The organism is Planococcus liqunii, assembly GCF_030413595.1.
Taxonomy (GTDB): domain Bacteria; phylum Bacillota; class Bacilli; order Bacillales_A; family Planococcaceae; genus Planococcus; species Planococcus liqunii.
This window is the reverse complement of sequence record NZ_CP129238.1, coordinates 1,107,167-1,126,859: the sequence shown is the minus strand read 5'-3', so window position 1 is coordinate 1,126,859 and position 19,693 is coordinate 1,107,167. Positions and strand designations below refer to the sequence as shown.

The window sequence follows — 19,693 nt, the reverse complement described above, 5'->3', positions numbered from 1 at the left end:
ATGGAAGCGGCCTGTAAATCAATCTTTTTTGTAATTGATGCTGTAAACGTCATGGCGGCGGTCTTTCAGCTGCTTGACCGTACCATTTTGGCGCTGGCGGCGAAGGATTTCAAGATCGACATCCCCGATCAGCACCATTTCCAGGTTGGCATTGGTTTCACCTACAATGCCATCACGGGCAAATTCAAAATCGCTTGGTGCAAAAATGCCGGACTGGGCATATTGGATATCCATGTTTTCCGTTTGCGGCAAGTTGCCGACTGTTCCGGAAATAACGGTGTAAATCTGGTTTTCCACAGCGCGGGCCTGTGCACAGTAACGCACACGAAGATAGCCTTGGCGGTCTTCTGTACAGAATGGGGAGAAAATGATGTTCGCTCCCATATCGGTCGCAATGCGCGCCAATTCCGGAAATTCGATATCGTAACAGATCTGGATCGCGATTTTCCCGCAATCCGTATCAAATACGCGGACCGAATCCCCTGCTGAAATTCCCCACCATTTCCGTTCATTCGGCGTGATGTGGATTTTGTACTGCTTGTCAATCGAACCGTCGCGGCGGAACAAATACGCAATGTTGTAAATTTCATCGTCTTCTTCTTTTACGAAATGCGACCCGCCAATAATATTGACATTGTAGCGTACTGCTAGGTCCGTAAACAATTCAATATACTGCGGCGTATATTCCGTCAACTTGCGGACGGCTTGGCTCGGTGATGGTTCGTTCAGGAATGACATCAGCTGAGTCGTGAAAATTTCTGGGAACACCACGAAATCAGAATGGGCATCCGAAGCAACATCTACAAAGTATTCCACTTGGTTCGCGAGGTCATCAAACGATTCAATCGCACGCATCAAATATTGGACCACACAGATGCGAACCGGCAAACTTGTTTTAAAATGCCGTTTGGAAATCGGTTTGTAGTCAACATTGTTCCACTCCATTAACGTGGCATACTTGCCGGATGCCAAATCATCCTGCAAGTAATTCGGATTGATGCGCATTAATTGGAAGCCGTTCATCAATTGGAAAGTTAAAACAGGATCGTAAATTTTGTGGCGCGATACCGAATCCACATATTCTCTTGGCGACATTTCATCCGCATGTTTATGGTAGTTCGGAATGCGTCCCCCAAGAATGATCGATTTTAAGTTCAATTCGCGAGCCAGTTCTTTTCTGGCTTCATACAGGCGCTGCCCTACTTGCATCCGGCGATAATCCGGGTGCACCATTACTTCAATCCCGTACATATTGTAGCCGTCGGGGTTGTGGTTGGTGATGTAACCGCCGTCGGTCACATCGTCCCAGGTATGGCGGTCATCATACTCATCAAAGTTGATCAATAAACTCGAACACGACCCGATGACTTTTCCGTCCAATTCAGCGACGAGCTGGCCTTGCGGGAAAACGCCCAAGTGGCTGCGCAATTGTTCTTCCTTCCAAGGATCCATCCCTGGAAAACACAGACGCTGCATTTCCAGGATGGCATCAATATCAGAATAAGTCATCTCACGGATGACCATGCTTTTTTCAAAATCGGATAAATCGAATTGTTCTGGCACTGCAGACACTCCTTCACAAAAGTTTCAAACTTTATTATATAGGATTAAAGCGCAAGTTAATATTAATTTACTTGTTTGCATATAACAATTATACTTTTAAGGAAGTAAATTTTGAAATGAGGTACCTGCCAATGTCGAAACGCCAAGAGAATATTTTGCTTTCCATGTGGGGAGTGGCACTTGTGGCCACTATGGGTTCACTGTATTTTTCTGAAATCCGGGGATATGAACCATGTGTGTTGTGTTGGGTCCAGCGGATCTTCATGTACCCGCTCGTCATTATCATCGGAATCGCCTATGTTCAGAAAAATGTTAAAATCGCACTTACCACACTGGTGTTCTCAGTGATTGGCGGATGCATCTCACTTTACCATTATGGAATCCAAAAACTGGACTTCCTGTCCGATACTGCTCCAGCATGCGGACGTGTGCCTTGCACAGGCGAGTACATCAATTATCTCGGATTCATCACCATTCCATTTTTAGCGCTGACTGCTTTTATTTTGATTGCAGGCATGAGCATCTACCTGTGGAAGTCTTTGAAGGAGGAAAAGTAAAATGAAGAAAATGATTATTATTGGTGCAGCCGTTGTGTTGATTTTCGGTCTGATCATCTTTTTGACCAATCAGTCGAACAGCAGCAAGCTTGCCAATAACCCCTACGATACAGAAGATTTGAACCAGGCAACAATCGATCAGCTGGATGATGAGAATTACCAAAACATCGTTCTGCCGGATGAACTGGATAAAAAAATTGCAAGCGGCGAACCGACGACGGTTTATTTCTTCAGCCCGACTTGCTCGCATTGCCAGGCAACTACGCCTGTTTTGATGCCGGTTGCTGAAGATATGGATGTAGACGTTCTGCAATACAATCTGTTAGAGTATGAACAAGGATGGCAGCAATATTTCATCGAAGCGACACCGACACTAGTCCATTACGAGAATGGCGAAGAAGTCTCGCGCTGGGTTGGAGAACAACCGAAAGAAAACATGGAAGAATTCTTTAACAAAGTAGTCTTAAAAAAATAAACAAAGGGCCATGTGCTTGTGCGCATGGCCCTTTTATATGGAGGAATGAATGATGACCTGGAGTTATGAAGTACAGGACGACGGCATGACCGTTGAAGAACTGTTGAGAAAAGAATGGGGCCTTGGGAAAAAAGTGGTCCACGAAATGCGGATGGCGAAAAGCGTCAAGAACGACAAGTTTCAGGAAGTGATCTGGAAAGAGCCCTTGGCAAAAGGAACCGTGCTGCATTTCGACTTGCCGCCTGCCGGCTCGCCTTATGAACCGAATCACGACATTGAACTTCCGATTCTTTTTGAAGATGACCATTTTATCATCGCGCGGAAGCCGAAAGGCATGGCGACGCATCCGAATGAAGTCGGGCAGAATGATACATTCATTAATGCCATACTGGGCCATATCATCCGCAGCGGCGGAACTTACGGCGAACACGTACACCGCCTCGACCAAGGAACATCCGGCCTCTTGATGGTCGCCAAACACCCTGTTGCCAAAAATGTACTCGACCGCATGCTCGAGCAAAAGCAATTGGTTCGGGATTACGAGGCTGTTGTCAAAGGAAAAGTCCACAATAAATCCGGCACAATCGATTTTCCGCTCGGCCGCGACCGCCATCATGCGACGCGCCGACGCGTTTCCCCATCTGGCCAAAGCGCTGTCACCCATTTCAAAGTGCTGAAGCAAATGGAAGGCAAATCTTTGCTCCACTTGACTTTGGAAACCGGCCGGACACACCAGATCCGTGCCCACCTGTCCCATATCGGACATCCGATTATTGGAGATGAACTATACGACGGACCGCTGACCCAAGACGGGTCCTACCATCTCCACGCTTTCCGCATGTCGTTTATCCATCCGTTCACCCATGAAAAAATTGTGGTTGAAGATAAAGACCGTTAATAAAAAGGCACCACAGCCGGTGCCTTTTTTCTTTTGCTCAATACCAGTCTTCTGCAATGATCCAGCTTCCCTGCATTTTGCGGATGTAAATCATTTGTCCAATATGATAGGCGTTATGCGTACAAAGATTGGATAGCGCTTCCCACCAGACAGCTTCTTCAGGGAATTCCGGGATGTTTTTATGAAGTGCTTCTTCAGTGGCTTGTCCGATTGCTTGCTGCCACTTCTCTAAGCTTTGATCCAGGTGCTGGGCCAGCGCTATCCAATTTTCTTCTGTAACATTGTTTAATTCTGTAAATGTGGACGCATTGGTTTCCGGATAATCATTGATGATTTGTCCGCGGAACCGCTGAAGCCAGCGCTCGTTGTAAAAGAAGAGATGGTTTGCAATTTGAGCAATGGAATGTGAATCCTTATTCGGCTTCCAGCTGGCCTGTTCTGCAGTCAGGCCTTCAAGCGCTTTACTTAGAGGTTTGAACCAACTATCTGTATTGCGGCATACTGCCAGTTGATCTAGAATAAATTCTTTTTTGCTCATTGAAGGCTCCTTCCTTTTTCAGATTATTTCATTATATAATATCACGGATACATTCTAATTTTTACAAACATCCACAAAAAAACCGCCAACAATTTGGCGGTTTTCTTTTTATACTGTAATTTGGTCCGGATGCGTTCCAGCACGCCAGTCCTGATTCAATTCGTCGATCATCTTCATTTCTTCAGCGGATAAAGCAAAGTCGTAGACATCAGCATTTTCCACAATGCGCGACGGCGTTACCGATTTTGGAATGACAATCAAATCGCTCTGCAGATGCCAGCGGATCACCACTTGAGCAATGGACTTGCCATGCGCTTCGCCGATTTTTGCAAGGACCGGGTCTTCCAGCAGGCGGCCGCGTGCAAGCGGCGACCAGGATGTGACCGCAATCTCATTTTCTGCACAGAATTCACGCAGCGGTTCCTGGGTCAGCTGCGGATGCAGTTCGATCTGGTTGACCATCGGCTTTGTATTCGCTTTGGCCAGGATTTTTTCCAAATGGTGCTGCTGGTGATTGGACACACCGATCGAACGCACCAGCTTTTCATCATAGAGGCGTTGAATCGCCCGGTATGTTTCTTCATACGTATCTGGAATCGCCCAATGGGTCAAATACAGGTCCAGGTAATCAAAGCCGAGACGCTCCAGAGACGCTTCAAAAGCACGCAGCGTATTGTCATACCCTTGGTCGGTGTTCCATACTTTTGAAGTGATGAACAATTCTTCCCGTTTCACACGTGAAGAACGTAAGGCTTCGCCGACTTCGTTTTCATTTTGATAAACCGCGGCTGTATCAATGGCACGGTAGCCTGCATCGATAGCGGCAAGCATCGCTTCGACAGCCACTTCTTTGTCGGTCATCTTGTAGACCCCAAGGCCAAAGCGCGGCATTTCAACGCCATTATGTAAAGTTTTTGTTGAATTGATCGTTAAATCCATATTCATCATCCTTTCTTTTCCTATTGTACAAATAAGCTGAAGAAAATTCGACTGCCTTGCCTTTTTTTATAAAAATCGCTTGCTTTCTCGAACAAAAGCGAATAATATAGTAAACGTTGTTTAAAATGTTCGTGTTTTAGGAGGAGTAACACCCATGTTTCAGTTAAAAGAAAACGGTACTACTGTAAAAACAGAAATTCTTGCCGGCATGACGACTTTTTTGACGATGGCTTATGTCGTAATTGTCAATCCCGTCATCTTAAGTGCAGCTGGCGTTCCTTTTGACCAAGTCTTTATGGCCACCATCATCGCTGCTGCGATCGGCACCTTATGGATGGCGCTGTTCGCCAATTACCCGATTGCCATCGCACCCGGTATGGGATTGAATGCCTATTTCACTTCATTGGTCCTCGGATCCAACGGAGCCATTGATTACGTCACTGCTTTTTCAGCCGTGTTTATCGCCGGCTTGATTTTTGTCCTTTTGTCTTTGACGCGCCTGCGCAAAATTTTAATCCAGGCGATTCCGGAAAACTTAAAGCACGCCATTACTGCCGGCATTGGCTTGTTTATCGCCTTTATCGGCCTTCGGCTCAGTAATTTAATTGTAGCCAATGAAGCCAATTTGGTTGGCCTTGGCGACTTAACTTCGCCGCCGGTCGTACTGACTCTGGTGGGTTTGGTGGTCACGTTGATTTTTATGTCTTTGAAAATCCACGGCGGCATTTTCTACGGCATGATCGTAACCGGCATGATTGCGCTCGTTACAGGCCAACTGAAATTCGAAGGGGCACTGCTCCAGCTGCCTTCTCTGCCTGAAGGCATTCTCGTCTGGAATCCGGTTGAAGCAGTTCAGTTGGTCATTGAATATGGATTATACGGTGTGGTCTTCTCTTTCCTGCTGGTTACGCTCTTTGATACGACCGGTACCATGGTCGGCGTTGCGAAACAAGCGGGTCTAATGAAAAACAATGATATGCCGCGCATGCGACAGGCCTTGCTCGCTGATTCTTTTGCAGCGACAGCCGGTGCAATGGTCGGAACCAGCCCAACGACTGCCTATGTAGAATCGACAGCGGGTGTAGCCGCTGGCGGGCGTACAGGTTTAACTTCGCTGACAGTTGCCATCCTGTTTATCATTGCCGCTTTTTTCGGACCTTTCGTTTCTGCCCTCTCCAATGTGGCAGCCATCACAGCTCCTGCACTGATCATTGTCGGCAGCCTGATGATCGGCTCTGTCAAACAGATTGAATGGGAGAAATTCGACGAAGCTTTCCCGGCATTCCTTGTCGTCTTGATGATGCCGCTGACTTCCAGCATCGCGACCGGCATCGCCCTTGGCTTTATCACATACCCATTAATGAAAATCTTTATCGGCAAAGCTAAAACGGTCCATCCGATTCTTTATGTATTTGCGGTCTTGTTCACCATCCAGATCATCATTGCGCCGCATTAAATAGAAAAAAACCGCCGTTTGGCGGTTTTTTTATATTCTAGCCCGCGTTCCAAATCCAGCGACCATAACTGAGACGATCAACACAAAAGCGGTCAATAAGTGAAGCGCCCAACCGATTAGCGGAATCCATGCCAAGACGCTGGTAATGATCCCGAGAATCGAACCGCTTTTTGGCGAGTATTCACGGAAGCAGAAGAACAGGGTGATCGCATGGAGTACAAACATCAAACCAAGCGCTGTATAGCCCGTTGATATGACGAAACTTCCTCCTATAAATGGAATAGCCAACGCTGCTTCTGCAAGGCCGGTAATCCATAATAAAGCGACTGAAATTTTCATTTTCATCCTTTTCACCTCTTTAAACCTTATTTACCTATTATACGAATGACACCCACAGAGGTTTCATTTTTATCAACATTCCCAAAAACTTACGAAAGGCACGTTGGAATTTGTACAGAAAATCTCCACATTTCAATTCGTCATTCTGTTTCATTTTTCCCGTGATTACGCTATACTAAACACAGTTGCAAATTTCAAGGAGGTCATTACGTATGAACTTAATCCTAATCCTAGGTATTTGTGTAGCGTTCTTGTTAGCTATCTTCACTGCTGGCTTCGATGACAAACCAGGTACTACCGAGAAGAAATAATGCAAAAGGACAGCCAATGGCTGTCCTTTTTTCATGCCTGCAATTAAGTTAAATCCGGGAAATCCTGTTGGCGCAATGCCTCGTACATCAGAATGGCTGCCGTATTAGACAGATTCAATGAACGGATATGCTCATTCATCGGAATGCGCAGGCAATGGTCCAGGTTTTGTTCAATCAATTCTTTCGGCAATCCTTTCGTTTCCTGTCCGAAAACGAAGAAATGGTCTTTTTCCCGGTCCGAGAAATCGAAAGTCGAATAGGTTTTTGTGCCAAATTTCGTGATGTAATAGAACTCGCCTTCTTTGTACCGGTCGAACAATTCCTGCAAAGAGTCGTAATAGCTCAAGTCGACATGCTCCCAGTAATCCAGTCCGGCACGCTTCAACATTTTGTCGTCTGTTGAAAAGCCAAGCGGACGGATCAAATGGAGCTTCACTCCCGTCCCTGCACATGAACGTGCAATATTCCCGGTATTCGCTGGAATCAGCGGTTGGTACAAAACAATGTGTATAGCCAAATCTTTCACTTATCCTTTCAATTCTTCGGCGAAAAATGCCAATCCTTTTTGAATTTCTGCTAATGCTTCTTCATCCTGCTCAGTGTGCTGCGCCTGTTTGAGCGCTTGCAGCCCTTCTTCTGTGCCGATTTTGCCTAGGGCCCAAGCCGCTGTCCCCCGGATGACCGGCCGGTCGTCTTTCATCAACAGCTCAATCAATGCCGGTACGGCACTTTCTTCTTTAAAATGGGCCAACGCCAAAATGGCATTTCGCTGAATCGGCTTTTTGCCTCTCCAGGAACCCGAGACGTAACCGAACTTGCTCTTGAATTCCCGGTTGGAAATCGTCAACAGCGGTTCCAAAAGCGGTTTTGCAATTTCGGGATCCGGCTCGAATTCCGGATGGATCCCATTGGCTTTGCGTTTGTTTTTCGGACAGACCGTCTGGCATGTGTCACAGCCATAAAGCCGGTTGCCGATCACCGTCCGGAACTCATCCGGCAGAAAGCCTTTTGTCTGCGTCAGGAAAGAAATGCAGCGCTGGGCATTCAATTGGCCGCCTTCTACTATTGCACCAGTCGGGCATACGTCGATGCACAAACGGCAGTCCCCGCACTGGTCTTCCATTGCTTCATCAAAGCGGAACGGAATATTGGTGATCATTTCGCCCAGATAGACATACGAACCAAACTCCGGCGTGATAATCGATGTATTCTTTGCACTCCAGCCGATTCCGGCCCGTTCCGCCACTGCCCGGTCGGACAGCTCGCCTGTGTCGACCATGGAACGCATGCGGGCGTCCGGATAATGGGCAGCGATGAACGCTTCTAAGAGCGTCAAGCGCTCACGAAGCGCGGCATGGTAATCTTTCCCCCACGAAGAGCGCGAAAAGATGCCGCGTCGTGCGCCTCTCACTCCTTGAGGCGCATCTTTCATTTTGGAAGGGTAAGCGATGGCAATGGCGATGATGCTTACTGCTTCATCCAGCAAAAGAGCGGGGCGCGTCCGCTTATCGATATCCGGCTCTTCAAAGCCGGATTGGTAGTTTAATTGCTGCTGGCGGATCAGCCGGTGCCGCAGGTTATAAAAAGGTTCAGCCGAAGCAAAACCGATTTTATCAATTCCGATTTCCGAGGCATACGCAACAAGGTCTTTTTGGAATTGATCCAGATTCATCTTGTAACCCCTCATTCTTATTATATGATACGATAAGCCTAATCCATCATCTGAAAGGAAGATTGCCATGGAACTGTCAATCCATCCATCAATTATTGAAATCCTTCCTGACTTTAAAATAGGAACTATTCATTATAACAATATCACCGTTTCCGAGTCACCTCAAATGTTAAAAGGCCGGCTCCAGCTTTTCCAGGAACAGCTGTATTTTGATTTGGAAGAAAAAGAACTCACCGACTTTCCCGGCCTTCTGGAATGGCAGCTGATCTGGAAAGCGCTCGGCGCTGATCCGAGCCGTTATCGGCCATCTGCAGAAGCACTGTACCGCCGCATCAAAAAACAAAACTACCTCCAGTCCATCCACTCGGCTGTCGATATGAACAGCTTTCTGTCACTGCAATACGAAATACCGCTTGGCTTATACGATGCGGACAAAATCGAAGGGGATGTGGAGATTAACATTGGCACCTCTAAGGACCAGTTTGAAGGCCTGAATAACCGGGTGAACACTTTAACGAATATTCTCGTTTCAAAAGACGCACAAGGCGCCTTTGGCAGCCCTTATGTCGATTCCAAACGAACCGCTGTGACAGAAGCTACGAAAAACGCCTTACATATCTTTTACTTGCGCCCTTCCATGGAGAAGGACACCGCCTTGCAGCTGCTGACGGCGGCTTCCAATATGTTCACAGGCATCAACGGTGGAGAAGCGGAAATACAGGTTGTCTGACTTCTTAAGCATATTCTTTTCTATTTCGCGCAGGATGCAGTAAAATCTTGTTAATCCGAGAGAAAAGAAGGTCTTCAAGTGAAACGAGTGCATAGCGATATTATCCAATTCCGTGGAAGCCATTATGATTTCGGTTTTATGCAAGGCGAGCGGTTGAAAGATTCGATTCTGCTGCCAAACCGCCGCAAACAAAGAAATTCATCAAGCAAAAGTTTATTGATAAATGAACAGCAAGCGACAGAAATGCTTCAATCGTTCGCTCCAAAAATTTGGGAGGAAATCACTGGCCTGGCCGATAGTCTCGAATGGGATCTGCACGATGCCATCCGCGAGTTCGGCGGCTATTATTTGGAATACGTGCGCAGCGGCTGCTCCATCTTCACCGGCTCCGATTTCATGGTCCGTAATTACGACAGCGCGCCTCAAGGCTATGAGGGCCGATTTGCGCTGTACCAGCCGACTGACGGCGGATATGCCACAATCGGGCCGACCATGCAGATCACCGGGCGAACTGACGGACTGAATGAAAAAGGTTTGGCGATGGGCTACAACTTCATCAACCGACGCAATTCAGAAGACGGCTTTATCTGCAATATGATCGGCCGGCTGATTTTAGAGAATTGTGCTTCCATTGAAGAAGCCATCGATTTGCTGAAAGACATTCCGCACCGCCGTTCATTCAGCTATGTGCTGCTGGACCGCACCGGAAAGTCGGTTGTCGTGGAAGCTTCACCGCGTTCCGTGGTAGTCCGCGAGTCGTCGGTATCCACCAATCATTTTGAATTGCTGACAGAAGAAAACCGCTACCAGACTGATGATTCACGCCGCCGGGAAGAAACCATGCTCGCTTACCAGAACATGGCGGATGCCTACAGCGCGTTCCGTCTGCTCAACGACTCCGACCAGGGCGTCTTCTCAAAGAAATACACGACCGCTTCCGGCACCTTGCATACGGCCTCTTACTTCCCGCATAGCCTGGAAGTCGGCTTTGCAATCGGTCCGGACCGCTTGCCGCTGATGTTTGATTTCGGCCGCTGGCTCCAGGGAGAACGCTTGTATGCCAAGCGGATCAACGGAAAAATCGATACCCATCTGCCCTTTGTTCATATGGCGGAAATGTAAAAAAGGAGTTGTCCCCAAAGTAATGGGACAACTCCTTTTTCAGTTATCTAAACACTTTTCGGTGCTAAACAGGTGCTTCCACTTTTCTTATTGTCCAGACTCCAGCATCTAGCCCCTCGAGTCGCTTCTGACTTGCCGGCCATGGCAAAGAACGCCATTTCCCGACAAGCCCTCCAGCGCTCGTCGGGGCTAAACAGGTGCTTCCGCTTTTCTTATTGTCCAGACTCCAGCATCTAGCCCCTCGAGTCGCTTCTGCCTTGCCAGCCATGGCAAAGGACGCCATTTCCGGCAATCCTCCAGCGCTTGTCGGAGCTAAACAGATGCTTCCGCTTTTCTTATTTATAAGCGTAGTTCTTTTCCAGATGGGCAAAGCCGATGTCCGTGTCAATTTCACCATAAACTTTCTGTTCTTCAAAATCCTGCCCTTTCAGCCACTCCCCGAAATCAAAAACAGCCGGCTTCTGGTTGCCGCCAATCGAAAACCAGACTTGTTTGTCTTTCGGCAAATAAACAGAAGTATGGATGGTCCCTGCCCAGCTCTTGTAATCTGTTGAAAACACGCCTTTGTCCATGTCATTGAACAGCCGGTATGCTTTATACGCATCGGTTGTTTCTTTAGGTTGAGACACAATTGCTTCAAGTCGCTGATGGGAGTCTTTTAAATAGTTGCGGTTTTCATGTGACTGGATTTCAAAATGATTGGTGCAAACGTTCGTTTTGCGCACGTCGACTGCTCTCGGGCTTGCTTCGATTACAAAAGTCTCTCCGCTGAGATCAGTTACGACGTAGCTGAACGAGCCCCGGTGAGGAATCGCTTTTACTAATTCCATGACTTCTTGCACGGTCGCACATGTCTCCAAAATGATGCGGCCGATCATGTAACAAACAAAACCGTCTCCCGGTTTTTTTCGGTGCGTGAAATTGTACCCCATTGCCAGGCCTTTCTCGTTCATGCCATCCATCCGTCCAGCAATACGCGAAGTCGGTCCGATCATGGCATAGCCGCCGTCTGCCGGCTGAAACACACTGAAGCGCCCTTCATAAGTCTGTGGGTGGAAATCGTAATTCCGCACCATGAAGTCCTCTCCTGTAACGATTGAACACCCTGAAGGCATTGCATCAATCCGGTAGCCGCCAAAGTCGCGCAAGACTTCCTCCATCGGCAAATTCAGGCTGTCCCGCAAACCGTTCAACTCCTGCCAGATTCCCGGTGCAAATTGTTCAAAGGCAGTTTTGGTTTCTTCCACATCGATTTGAAACCGCGGTCTTTTTACTTTCCATTGCTTTCTGCGGTTTTCAAGTGTAATGGATTCTTTCAACAGTTCCCCCTGCATCCAGCCAAAATCATAATGGTTTCCCCGAAACTGCAGAATATCGCTATGTATGTGTTTCATAAATGCCCTCCTCTGTCCCTTATACTATTGAATCTGTCTAATATTCAGTTATTATAACAACTAAGCAATGTATTTTGACAGAAAAACGGATTGAGAGGAGTGATGGGATGCCGCGGCTAAAAATGCTCATTGGCCTTCCGGGGAGCGGAAAATCGACGTTTGCTGCGAAAATCACTGAGACAGAAACGGGATGGATTCACTTGTCATCGGACCGAATCGCCCACGAAAGGTTTAGTGTGAAGGAACCGATTGACCACCGTACAGTTTTCGAAGAACTATACCAGCAGACCGCCGCTTCCCTCACTGCCGGCCGCGACGTCATTTACGATGCCACCAACCTAGCTTCTTCAAGAAGGAAAAGCCTTCTGAATCGCCTTCGGAAAATGGAAGCCGAAACAGAAGCAATCCTGTTCTTCACACCAGTTGAAGTGCTGAAGCAGCGCAACCGCATGCGAAATGACCGGGAACGGGTACCCGAAGCGATTCTGGAACGCTACATCCGGGCTTTGCAGTTTCCGAGAAGAGATGAGAAGTTGGATAAAATCAGCATTGTTTCCGGGTTTAAGCCTTCTATAAAGTCTTCAGAAGCACAAAGCCTCCGACAGCTTATCGGGTCTGAAAACACCACGTTCGAAGATATCCTTGCCCTCTACAGATCGTTTGAAGAATCAAGCGCACTCATCACTCACCCTGAAATGGAAGCCGTCGCTTACCGTTCCTATAAACTGTTTAAACAGGTTCAACTGGATGTTCTGAACCGCCAAGAACGCGCTCTTCTTTCCTGGGCAATGCTTCTCCATGGGATTGGCAAGCCCCATGTCCGGAAACCTGTGCCTATTGAACAGGACAACTTCTATGGCTATGAGCATGTTTCCATGTACATGGCCTATCCGATTCTTTCTGCTTTAGAGTACCCAGAACCATTCGTTTTCGATGTGCTTCTGCTGATTGACGAACATCGAGAAGCCCCAGCGATGAAACGAGGGAAAATCAGGCGTAGAATTGGGGAAGAAAATTTTCAGCGGCTTCAGTTTCTAATGGCGAAAATAAATACCTGATACTAAACCAATGCATCTATCTTATAAACTTCAGAAAAAATTTTACTTCAACATATGCAATTCGGATCGTTCAGTTTATGATTTTGCCGTAAAAAATTTGCGAGCCACCCATTTTTCCAGTTCTACCATAACAAACACAATGAGGCCAATAGCCAGTGGCCACACCCAATATTCCAGTGCAAGTGGTGCGGTGCCCAATAAGATATTCATAAAAGGAACGTAAGTAACCGCCAGTTGGACGGCAATCAAAATACCGGATACAAGAAAAGCGGCTTTATTCGAAAAGAATTCTCGGTTAAATGCAAATCCTTTTTCACTTCTGCAATTGAATAAATAAAGCAATTGAGAAATCACCAATGCTTGCAGCGCCATGGTATGAAGGATAGCTGCATTATAGTTCATGTCCTTTGCTTCTTCCAGCATAGCTAGTATCCCACCGCAGATTACGGCAGAAACAAACGCAATACGGAAAAGATAATAACGGCTCAACAGCTTTGTGTCGGGTCTTCTAGGCGGCCTTTTCATAGCACCGGGTTCCAGCTTTTCAAATGCAATCGCCATTGAAATCGTGACAGCTGAAATCATATTAACCCATAGAATCTGTACGGGAGTCAGTGGCATTACCGTGCCGAACAAGATACTGACAAATATTAAAAAACCTTCCGCCACATTGGTCGGCAAGATAAATAAAATCGTCTTTTTCAAATTGTCGTAAACACGCCGACCTTCTTTGACCGCTTTGACAATCGTATTAAAATTATCATCAACCAGCACCATATCCGCTGCCTCTTTTGTTACTTCCGTTCCTTTGATGCCCATCGCCACACCAATATCCGCCCGTTTCAAAGCAGGTGCATCGTTTACCCCGTCTCCGGTCATGGCGCAAATATGGCCTTCAGCTTGAAGCGCCTGAACCAAGTGAAACTTGTTATCCGGGCTGGTCCGTGCAAAAATATCGTATTTCAACGCTGCCTCAGACAATTCCTCTTTGCTCATCCGGTCCAAATCTTTTCCTTCCACTACCAAACCGTCGCTTCCGATTCCCATTTTAGCGCCGATTGCTACTGCCGTATCCTTATGGTCGCCCGTAATCATTTTGACACGGATTCCAGCTTCTTTGCATTGCCGGATAGAATCGATCACTTCTTCACGCGGCGGATCGATAATGCCCGCCAAACCGATGATTTCAAATCCGCTTTCCATGTCGCTGTGGTCGATGCTCTTGACAGAAAAATCAACTGGTTTTGCGGCAGCTGCTATTAGCCGTTCTCCTTTTTTCGCGTGTTCCTGTATTTTCTTTTGCCATATTGCCCCTTGATGATTGGCTGTTTCTAGATTGGCCATTTTAAATATTTGTTCAGGAGCTCCTTTTACAAATATCACTTTTTGCCCTTCCATCTCTACAAGCGAAGCCATATATTTATACGACGAATCAAAAGGGATCTTGGACTGGCTTTCCAATTTCCCAACCCTTTCATCCGCTTTTTCAGCCAAAGTGATGAGGCATCCTTCCGTGGCATCACCGCTAATAACCCAATGGCCTTGCTTATTGTATCTCAAGTCCGCTTCATTGACTGTTTTAACACAAACCAGAAACCGCTTTAGTAATGGAAACTCCGTAAGCCGAACTTCCTTTTGATTCAATGAAATAGCGCCTTCTGGAGCATATCCTGTTCCTGTCACTTCAAAATCTCCATCTCTCATCAAAATCGACGTAACCGTCATTTCATTTTTAGTCAATGTACCCGTTTTATCGGAACAAATAACAGAGACAGCACCTAGCGTCTCAACAGAAGGCAAACTGCGTACAATTGCATTTTCTCCGGCCATCCTTTGCACGCCAATTGCGAGTATGATTGATAAGACTGCCGGAAGCCCTTCGGGAATTGCCGCTACGGTTAACCCGATAATCGACAATAGCAGCTCTGCTGTCCCGTAGTCATGAAAGATATATCCAATAAAGAACATCATAGCTGCACTTATCAAAATAATAGCGGAAATGACTTTTCCAAATTCAGAAATCTGCCGGAGTAATGGGGTTTGCAGCTGATCCACTTCAGAAATAGAGGCATTGATTTTCCCTAACTCCGTATTATTACCAATTTCTACTACCACTCCAATGCCTGAACCTGAAGAAATAGACGTACCTGCATACAGCATATTCCACCGGTCAGCCAATACTGTGTCTTTAAGCAATGCCCTGCTGCTTTTTTCAATCGATTCCGATTCTCCTGTTAAAGACGATTCCTCTACATTCAAATTGACCGCTTCAAAGATGCGGATATCTGCAGGTACTTTATCTCCTGCGCTTAAAACAACGATATCCCCTGATACTAGCTCGGCAGAACGAATGGCCGTTCTCGTACCGTTACGGACCACTGTTGCTTTTAAAGACAGCATTTCTCGTATGCCTTCTAGTGCTTTTTCCGCTTTACTTTCCTGAAAAAAACCGATTGTTGCGTTGATTACGATAACCAGTATAATGACTGATGTATCAATATAATGCCCCAATAGAAATGTAATGACTGCCGCTCCCATCAAGACGTAGATCAGTACGTCATTGAAATGTTTAAGAAATCGCAATATGGCTGGTTCTTTTTTGGGTTCCGGAAGCACATTTAGCCCCGATTGCTTACTTCTTTTTTCCGCTTCTTCTTCCGTTAATCCTATCGTTTCATCTGTCTGAAGCGCTTCAAATACTTCTTGAACAGTAAGTTGATGCCAAGCCGTTTTCTGCATGGGGCTGCCCCTTTCTAACTTCCACCTCTCTGTTATCCACGACTGCAAGTCTCTGCTATTCTTCACTGTATGGTATTCGTTCCGTGATAACAAGTTTCCGAAAAAATTGTTGTATCTTTATATTTACGATGCAAAAGTAATTGATTGCCCACTTAGATTTTTAGTTGTAAATTTCCTTCTATCCGCATTTTGTTTTTCAATTATACCCAGTATTTCTTAAGTCGGAATGCTGCTTGCGAGAGCCTTACATTCCTAATACCGATTGGTGCTTATTCAACTTAAGTATTTTGTAGGGCTCTCATTGATGACGAAGCAATTGAACTTAATTTTATATTTCAGACTGTTTTCACTGCTAACCAGTTCTACTGCCATTGCTTAATTATAATTAGAGATTTCAATTAAGTTTTCATCTGGATCTCTGATGTAGACAGATGTGATTCCTGCTGTTGCTCCTGTCCTTTCAAGCGGACCTTCTTCAATTCCTAAATGACATTTCTTCAAATGCTGAATAACTTCAGCTATAGGAACTTCCGTTATAAAACAAAGATCAGCACTGCCTGGCGTAGGCATTTTTGCTTTCGGCTCAAATTCTTTGCCCTTTTCATGTAAATTGATTTTCTGGTTTCCAAACCTTAAAGCTTTTCTATTGTCGCCAAATGTATGGGTGTCCAGCCCTAAAGCTTCATGGTAGAATTCGCAAGTGCGTTCGATGCTACTGACTGTTAAAACCAGATGATCCAGCCGGTCGATTTTCATTTGCCGCAGCTCCTTTCGCTTTAGTTTCTTAATTCAACTTCTCGCCTCTTCAACCCTTTTAAATAGCAAAAAGAAACATTGCTGGTGTATCTGTTGGCCAAGCCCCCTTTATGTTTACTCCCAGTTGCTCTGTTGAAGTCAAATACAAAAGAATTGAAATAATCGTATAAAATATTCTGAATATTTAACGGAATTGTCTTGCAATTCAAATCATCAGGTATATAATGTAGTTGAACTAAATATCAATTTATTGATACATATATTAAATATTTATCAAGGAGGAAGTACAATGAAAAAGTTTCTCGTCGCCATCATGGTCGCATTTCTTAGCCTGTCTGCCATGTCATCAGTCAGTGCGCATCCACGCCATCACGACAACGGTGGCGACGACTACGACTACAAGTTCACTGTGAAAAAGGAGCTGACCATCAGCAAAAGAGCGCTTAAAAAGTACCGGGACATCGATGTTGCGCTGGATGAAGGATTCACCGGATTAGTTCCAGGAGCCTGTGTACCGAATATGGGGATTCACTTGGTCAAACCGAACCGCGCGGATGACGCAAAACTCCACATCAAAAGACCGGAAATCTTGGTTTATGAGCCACTGAAGGACGGCAGCTATAAACTCGTCGCAGCTGAATGGTATGTGCCTGCAGAAGAAACAGACAAAACACCCGTATTATTCAACGAGAAATTCCAAGGCCCAATGGATAACCACGACGGCTCTAAAGGACAGCATTACGACTTGCACGCATGGCTCTTTAAAAAGAACCCCGATGGAATGTTCACACCGGAGAACAAGCGCGTAAGCTGTGAATTCGCAAAATAAAAAAAGCCGATGTTCTGAAAGAATCAGAACATCGGCTTTTTAGGTTCATCGCTTGGCATGGCGATGATGAGTATACCGGCGGTCGGGGTCGAACCGACACTCCCGTGAAGGAACGGGATTTTGAGTCCCGCGCGTCTGCCAATTCCGCCACGCCGGCATGTCAAAAGGACATTAATAAATATAACATAAATTATTCAAAACACCAATAGTTTTTCACAATAATATTAAAAAAAGTAGGAACGCCAGAATTCCGGCGTTCCTACTCCCTGTTTTAAAGGAAAATATTAAGGATAAAATAGATGCTTCCAGCTAGCAGAGCTGATATCGGCATCGTGATCAGCCATGTAATCAGCATCGTTTTAGCAGTGCCCCATTTAACGCCTTTCAGCCGGTGTGAAGCCCCGACACCCATGATGGATGACGAAATTACATGCGTCGTGCTCACTGGCAAGTGAATGAACGTTGCCCCGAAGATGACAGCTGCTCCTGTAAGGTCAGCTGCCACTCCGTTAACCGGACGGATTTTCATAATCTTGCCGCCGACGGTTTTGATGATTCTCCAGCCGCCGACAGATGTTCCAAGAGCCATGGCAAGAGCACAAAGCGCCTGTACCCATAACTGAATATCATCAGAACTTTGATAATTATTAACAATCAAAGCCATGGTAATAATCCCCATCGCTTTTTGGGCATCGTTTGTACCGTGCGAGAACGATTGCAATGCAGCAGTTGCAATCTGGATCAAGCGGAAATTGCGGTTCGTCTTCGTCAAATTATTATTTTTAAACACCACTTTAAATATGCTGTAAACAATATAACCGACTGCAAAAGCCAGCACCGGCGAAAGGATCAATGCTTGAAGAATCTTTATAAATCCTCCGTAATTCAAAGCCGTAAAACCAGCTGCAGCAATTGCGGCTCCGGCGATCGAACCAATCAAAGCATGAGAAGAGCTGCTCGGAATGCCGTAGTACCAAGTAACCAAATTCCAAATAATAGCAGCCAATAAAGCTGCCAGGATTACAACTGTTCCATTTGTAAGTGTAAATGGATCCACAATATCTTTTGTAATTGTTTTAGCAACGCCGGTAAAAGCCATAGCTCCAACAAAGTTCATAATTGCCGCCAGCATAATCGCATGGCGCGGTTTCAACGCTTTTGTGGAAACCGCCGTAGCGATTGAGTTGGCCGTATCATGAAAGCCGTTGATAAAATCGAATACTACAGCAAAAACGACAATTAAAACTGTTAATAGCAGCACCATATCCATCGGTCATCTTGCTCCTTAAGCGTTTTTCATAATAATTGATTCGAATGTATTTGCTACCTTTTGGCAATGGTCTGCAATTTCTTCAAGTTCTTCGTAGATTTCTTTGTATTGGATAATGCGAATCGGGTCTTTTTCCGTCTGGAATAAGTGTTTGATTGCGTGGCGTCTTGTCACATCGCATTGGGATTCATAATCTTTAATCTTAATCGCATGCTCTCTCATAGCAGGCAATTTCTTAGAAGACATTAAATCTACAGCAGTTTCAATTTCAATCGTACTCAAGCGAATCGCTTCCACAAACTCCAGCATGAACTCGTCTGCATTAATAATCGAATACATTTCAAACATGGAAGCTGTATGGTCCAGCCCATCGAGCACGTCATCCATCGTCATGGCAAGGGCCAAGATATCTTCGCGTTCAATCGGCGTGATGAACGCTTGATTCAAGTCCTGGATAATCGTATGGACATAATTGTCCCCTTTGGTTTCGTAATCCTTCATCGTGTTCGAAAATATTTTCAGATCGCTGATTTCCCGCAATTTATAATCCGCAAAATAAGCAGCACTCTCTTTTAAATTCAATGCGATTTCACCCAATAAAACTGCAAACTTATCTTTCTTCTTGAAAGCCATTTTCTTACCTCCGCTATATTCATAAAATAAAATCTAAGCTTTTATATAATATACTATTTAACATCAGTTGCATACTATATTAATAAAATTTACAATCCTGTAATATTGAAAATTTCCACGAAAATAACATACTCCTTTTTTCAATTAAAGTCCAGAAATTTTGACTCTAAATGCTACAAGAAGGTAATTATTCAACTGTTTCTTACTCTTTAGCTATAGCAAGGATAGTTTCATTTTTTTCTAAAGTAATACTCTCTTATGGAGGATTTGCTTTTAAGATAATAGCATCAGTTAATTTTTCTGGACGCCACTGCCTTAATTCTCCCTGTCAATCGCAGCATTTTGCAGCAACAACTTTGCTTTCTCCCATGCTTACAAAACTGTTTTTAGTATAATCTAGTGGGCTTTCATTCA

General features: G+C 45.4%; 19 protein-coding genes and 1 tRNA gene. 8 read left to right on the top strand and 12 right to left on the bottom strand.

Annotated elements, in window-relative coordinates:
- Positions 1–18: 18 nt before the first annotated feature.
- Positions 19–1,563, bottom strand: a complete 1,545-nt coding sequence (locus QWY22_RS05640; RefSeq protein WP_036807867.1) for a carbon-nitrogen hydrolase family protein — start codon at positions 1,561–1,563, stop codon at positions 19–21.
- Positions 1,564–1,694: 131 nt separating this feature from the next.
- On the opposite strand from QWY22_RS05640, the gene QWY22_RS05635 reads away from it, so the two are divergent.
- From QWY22_RS05635 to QWY22_RS05625, 3 genes are read left to right on the top strand one after another with little or no spacing between them, the layout of a single operon-like run.
- Entirely contained in the window at positions 1,695–2,120 is a 426-nt protein-coding gene (locus tag QWY22_RS05635) for a disulfide formation protein C (RefSeq protein WP_036807866.1), read from the top strand.
- Position 2,121: 1 nt separating this feature from the next.
- Positions 2,122–2,595 (top strand): thioredoxin family protein, encoded by a 474-nt coding sequence (locus QWY22_RS05630; RefSeq protein ID WP_300983483.1) that lies wholly within the window; start codon positions 2,122–2,124, stop codon positions 2,593–2,595.
- Between the two features lie 52 nt (positions 2,596–2,647).
- Complete coding sequence (locus QWY22_RS05625) at positions 2,648–3,493, top strand: RluA family pseudouridine synthase (RefSeq protein ID WP_176294692.1); 846 nt, start codon at positions 2,648–2,650, stop codon at positions 3,491–3,493.
- Positions 3,494–3,530: 37 nt separating this feature from the next.
- On the opposite strand, the gene QWY22_RS05620 is transcribed toward QWY22_RS05625, so the two are convergent.
- Both QWY22_RS05620 and QWY22_RS05615 read right to left on the bottom strand, forming a co-directional pair.
- Positions 3,531–4,031 carry a DinB family protein gene (locus QWY22_RS05620; RefSeq protein ID WP_300983482.1) on the bottom strand — a complete coding sequence of 167 codons (501 nt, stop codon included), beginning with the start codon at positions 4,029–4,031 and terminating at the stop codon, positions 3,531–3,533.
- Between the two features lie 108 nt (positions 4,032–4,139).
- The gene (locus QWY22_RS05615; protein ID WP_300984338.1) at positions 4,140–4,970 is read right to left on the bottom strand and encodes an aldo/keto reductase; all 831 of its coding nucleotides are present in this window, start codon (positions 4,968–4,970) and stop codon (positions 4,140–4,142) included.
- 154 nt (positions 4,971–5,124) lie between these two features.
- On the opposite strand from QWY22_RS05615, the gene QWY22_RS05610 reads away from it, so the two are divergent.
- Complete coding sequence (locus QWY22_RS05610) at positions 5,125–6,426, top strand: NCS2 family permease (RefSeq protein WP_300983481.1); 1,302 nt, start codon at positions 5,125–5,127, stop codon at positions 6,424–6,426.
- A gap of 30 nt (positions 6,427–6,456) precedes the next feature.
- Here the strand turns inward: QWY22_RS05610 and QWY22_RS05605 are convergent, their stop codons facing one another.
- The 3 genes from QWY22_RS05605 to queG form a co-directional block, all read right to left on the bottom strand.
- Complete coding sequence (locus QWY22_RS05605) at positions 6,457–6,771, bottom strand: hypothetical protein (protein ID WP_436836775.1); 315 nt, start codon at positions 6,769–6,771, stop codon at positions 6,457–6,459.
- Positions 6,772–7,119: 348 nt separating this feature from the next.
- Positions 7,120–7,593 (bottom strand): tRNA (uridine(34)/cytosine(34)/5-carboxymethylaminomethyluridine(34)-2'-O)-methyltransferase TrmL, encoded by a 474-nt coding sequence (trmL, locus tag QWY22_RS05600; RefSeq protein ID WP_036807855.1) that lies wholly within the window; start codon positions 7,591–7,593, stop codon positions 7,120–7,122.
- Between the two features lie 9 nt (positions 7,594–7,602).
- Positions 7,603–8,748, bottom strand: a complete 1,146-nt coding sequence (queG, locus tag QWY22_RS05595) for a tRNA epoxyqueuosine(34) reductase QueG (RefSeq protein ID WP_300983480.1) — start codon at positions 8,746–8,748, stop codon at positions 7,603–7,605.
- A gap of 67 nt (positions 8,749–8,815) precedes the next feature.
- Here queG and QWY22_RS05590 point away from each other — a divergent pair, with 67 nt between their 5' ends.
- Together QWY22_RS05590 and QWY22_RS05585 are read left to right on the top strand one after the other, a co-directional pair.
- A complete protein-coding gene (locus QWY22_RS05590; RefSeq protein ID WP_300983479.1) occupies positions 8,816–9,478 on the top strand; it encodes a B3/B4 domain-containing protein in 663 nt (220 codons plus the stop codon).
- 78 nt (positions 9,479–9,556) lie between these two features.
- Positions 9,557–10,600, top strand: a complete 1,044-nt coding sequence (locus tag QWY22_RS05585) for a C45 family autoproteolytic acyltransferase/hydrolase (protein WP_074510087.1) — start codon at positions 9,557–9,559, stop codon at positions 10,598–10,600.
- Between the two features lie 335 nt (positions 10,601–10,935).
- Here QWY22_RS05585 and QWY22_RS05580 read toward each other — a convergent pair whose 3' ends face one another.
- Positions 10,936–11,994 carry a C45 family autoproteolytic acyltransferase/hydrolase gene (locus QWY22_RS05580; RefSeq protein WP_300983478.1) on the bottom strand — a complete coding sequence of 353 codons (1,059 nt, stop codon included), beginning with the start codon at positions 11,992–11,994 and terminating at the stop codon, positions 10,936–10,938.
- Positions 11,995–12,101: 107 nt separating this feature from the next.
- On the opposite strand from QWY22_RS05580, the gene QWY22_RS05575 reads away from it, so the two are divergent.
- Entirely contained in the window at positions 12,102–13,052 is a 951-nt protein-coding gene (locus QWY22_RS05575) for an ATP-binding protein (protein ID WP_300983477.1), read from the top strand.
- A gap of 75 nt (positions 13,053–13,127) precedes the next feature.
- On the opposite strand, the gene QWY22_RS05570 is transcribed toward QWY22_RS05575, so the two are convergent.
- Together QWY22_RS05570 and QWY22_RS05565 are read right to left on the bottom strand one after the other, a co-directional pair.
- On the bottom strand, positions 13,128–15,791 hold the full coding sequence (locus tag QWY22_RS05570) for a cation-transporting P-type ATPase (protein ID WP_300983476.1): 2,664 nt from the start codon (positions 15,789–15,791) through the stop codon (positions 13,128–13,130).
- A gap of 375 nt (positions 15,792–16,166) precedes the next feature.
- The gene (locus QWY22_RS05565; RefSeq protein ID WP_300983475.1) at positions 16,167–16,547 is read right to left on the bottom strand and encodes a VOC family protein; all 381 of its coding nucleotides are present in this window, start codon (positions 16,545–16,547) and stop codon (positions 16,167–16,169) included.
- Between the two features lie 289 nt (positions 16,548–16,836).
- On the opposite strand from QWY22_RS05565, the gene QWY22_RS05560 reads away from it, so the two are divergent.
- The gene (locus tag QWY22_RS05560; protein WP_300983474.1) at positions 16,837–17,376 is read left to right on the top strand and encodes a hypothetical protein; all 540 of its coding nucleotides are present in this window, start codon (positions 16,837–16,839) and stop codon (positions 17,374–17,376) included.
- Between the two features lie 73 nt (positions 17,377–17,449).
- On the opposite strand, the gene QWY22_RS05555 is transcribed toward QWY22_RS05560, so the two are convergent.
- From QWY22_RS05555 to QWY22_RS05545, 3 genes are all read right to left on the bottom strand, one after another.
- Positions 17,450–17,533 (bottom strand) — tRNA-Leu (locus QWY22_RS05555).
- A 114-nt stretch (positions 17,534–17,647) separates the two neighbouring features.
- Positions 17,648–18,646, bottom strand: coding sequence for an inorganic phosphate transporter (locus QWY22_RS05550; RefSeq protein ID WP_300983473.1), 999 nt, complete (start codon positions 18,644–18,646; stop codon positions 17,648–17,650).
- Positions 18,647–18,661: 15 nt separating this feature from the next.
- Entirely contained in the window at positions 18,662–19,279 is a 618-nt protein-coding gene (locus QWY22_RS05545; protein ID WP_053166649.1) for a DUF47 domain-containing protein, read from the bottom strand.
- Between the last annotated feature and the right edge of the window lie 414 nt (positions 19,280–19,693).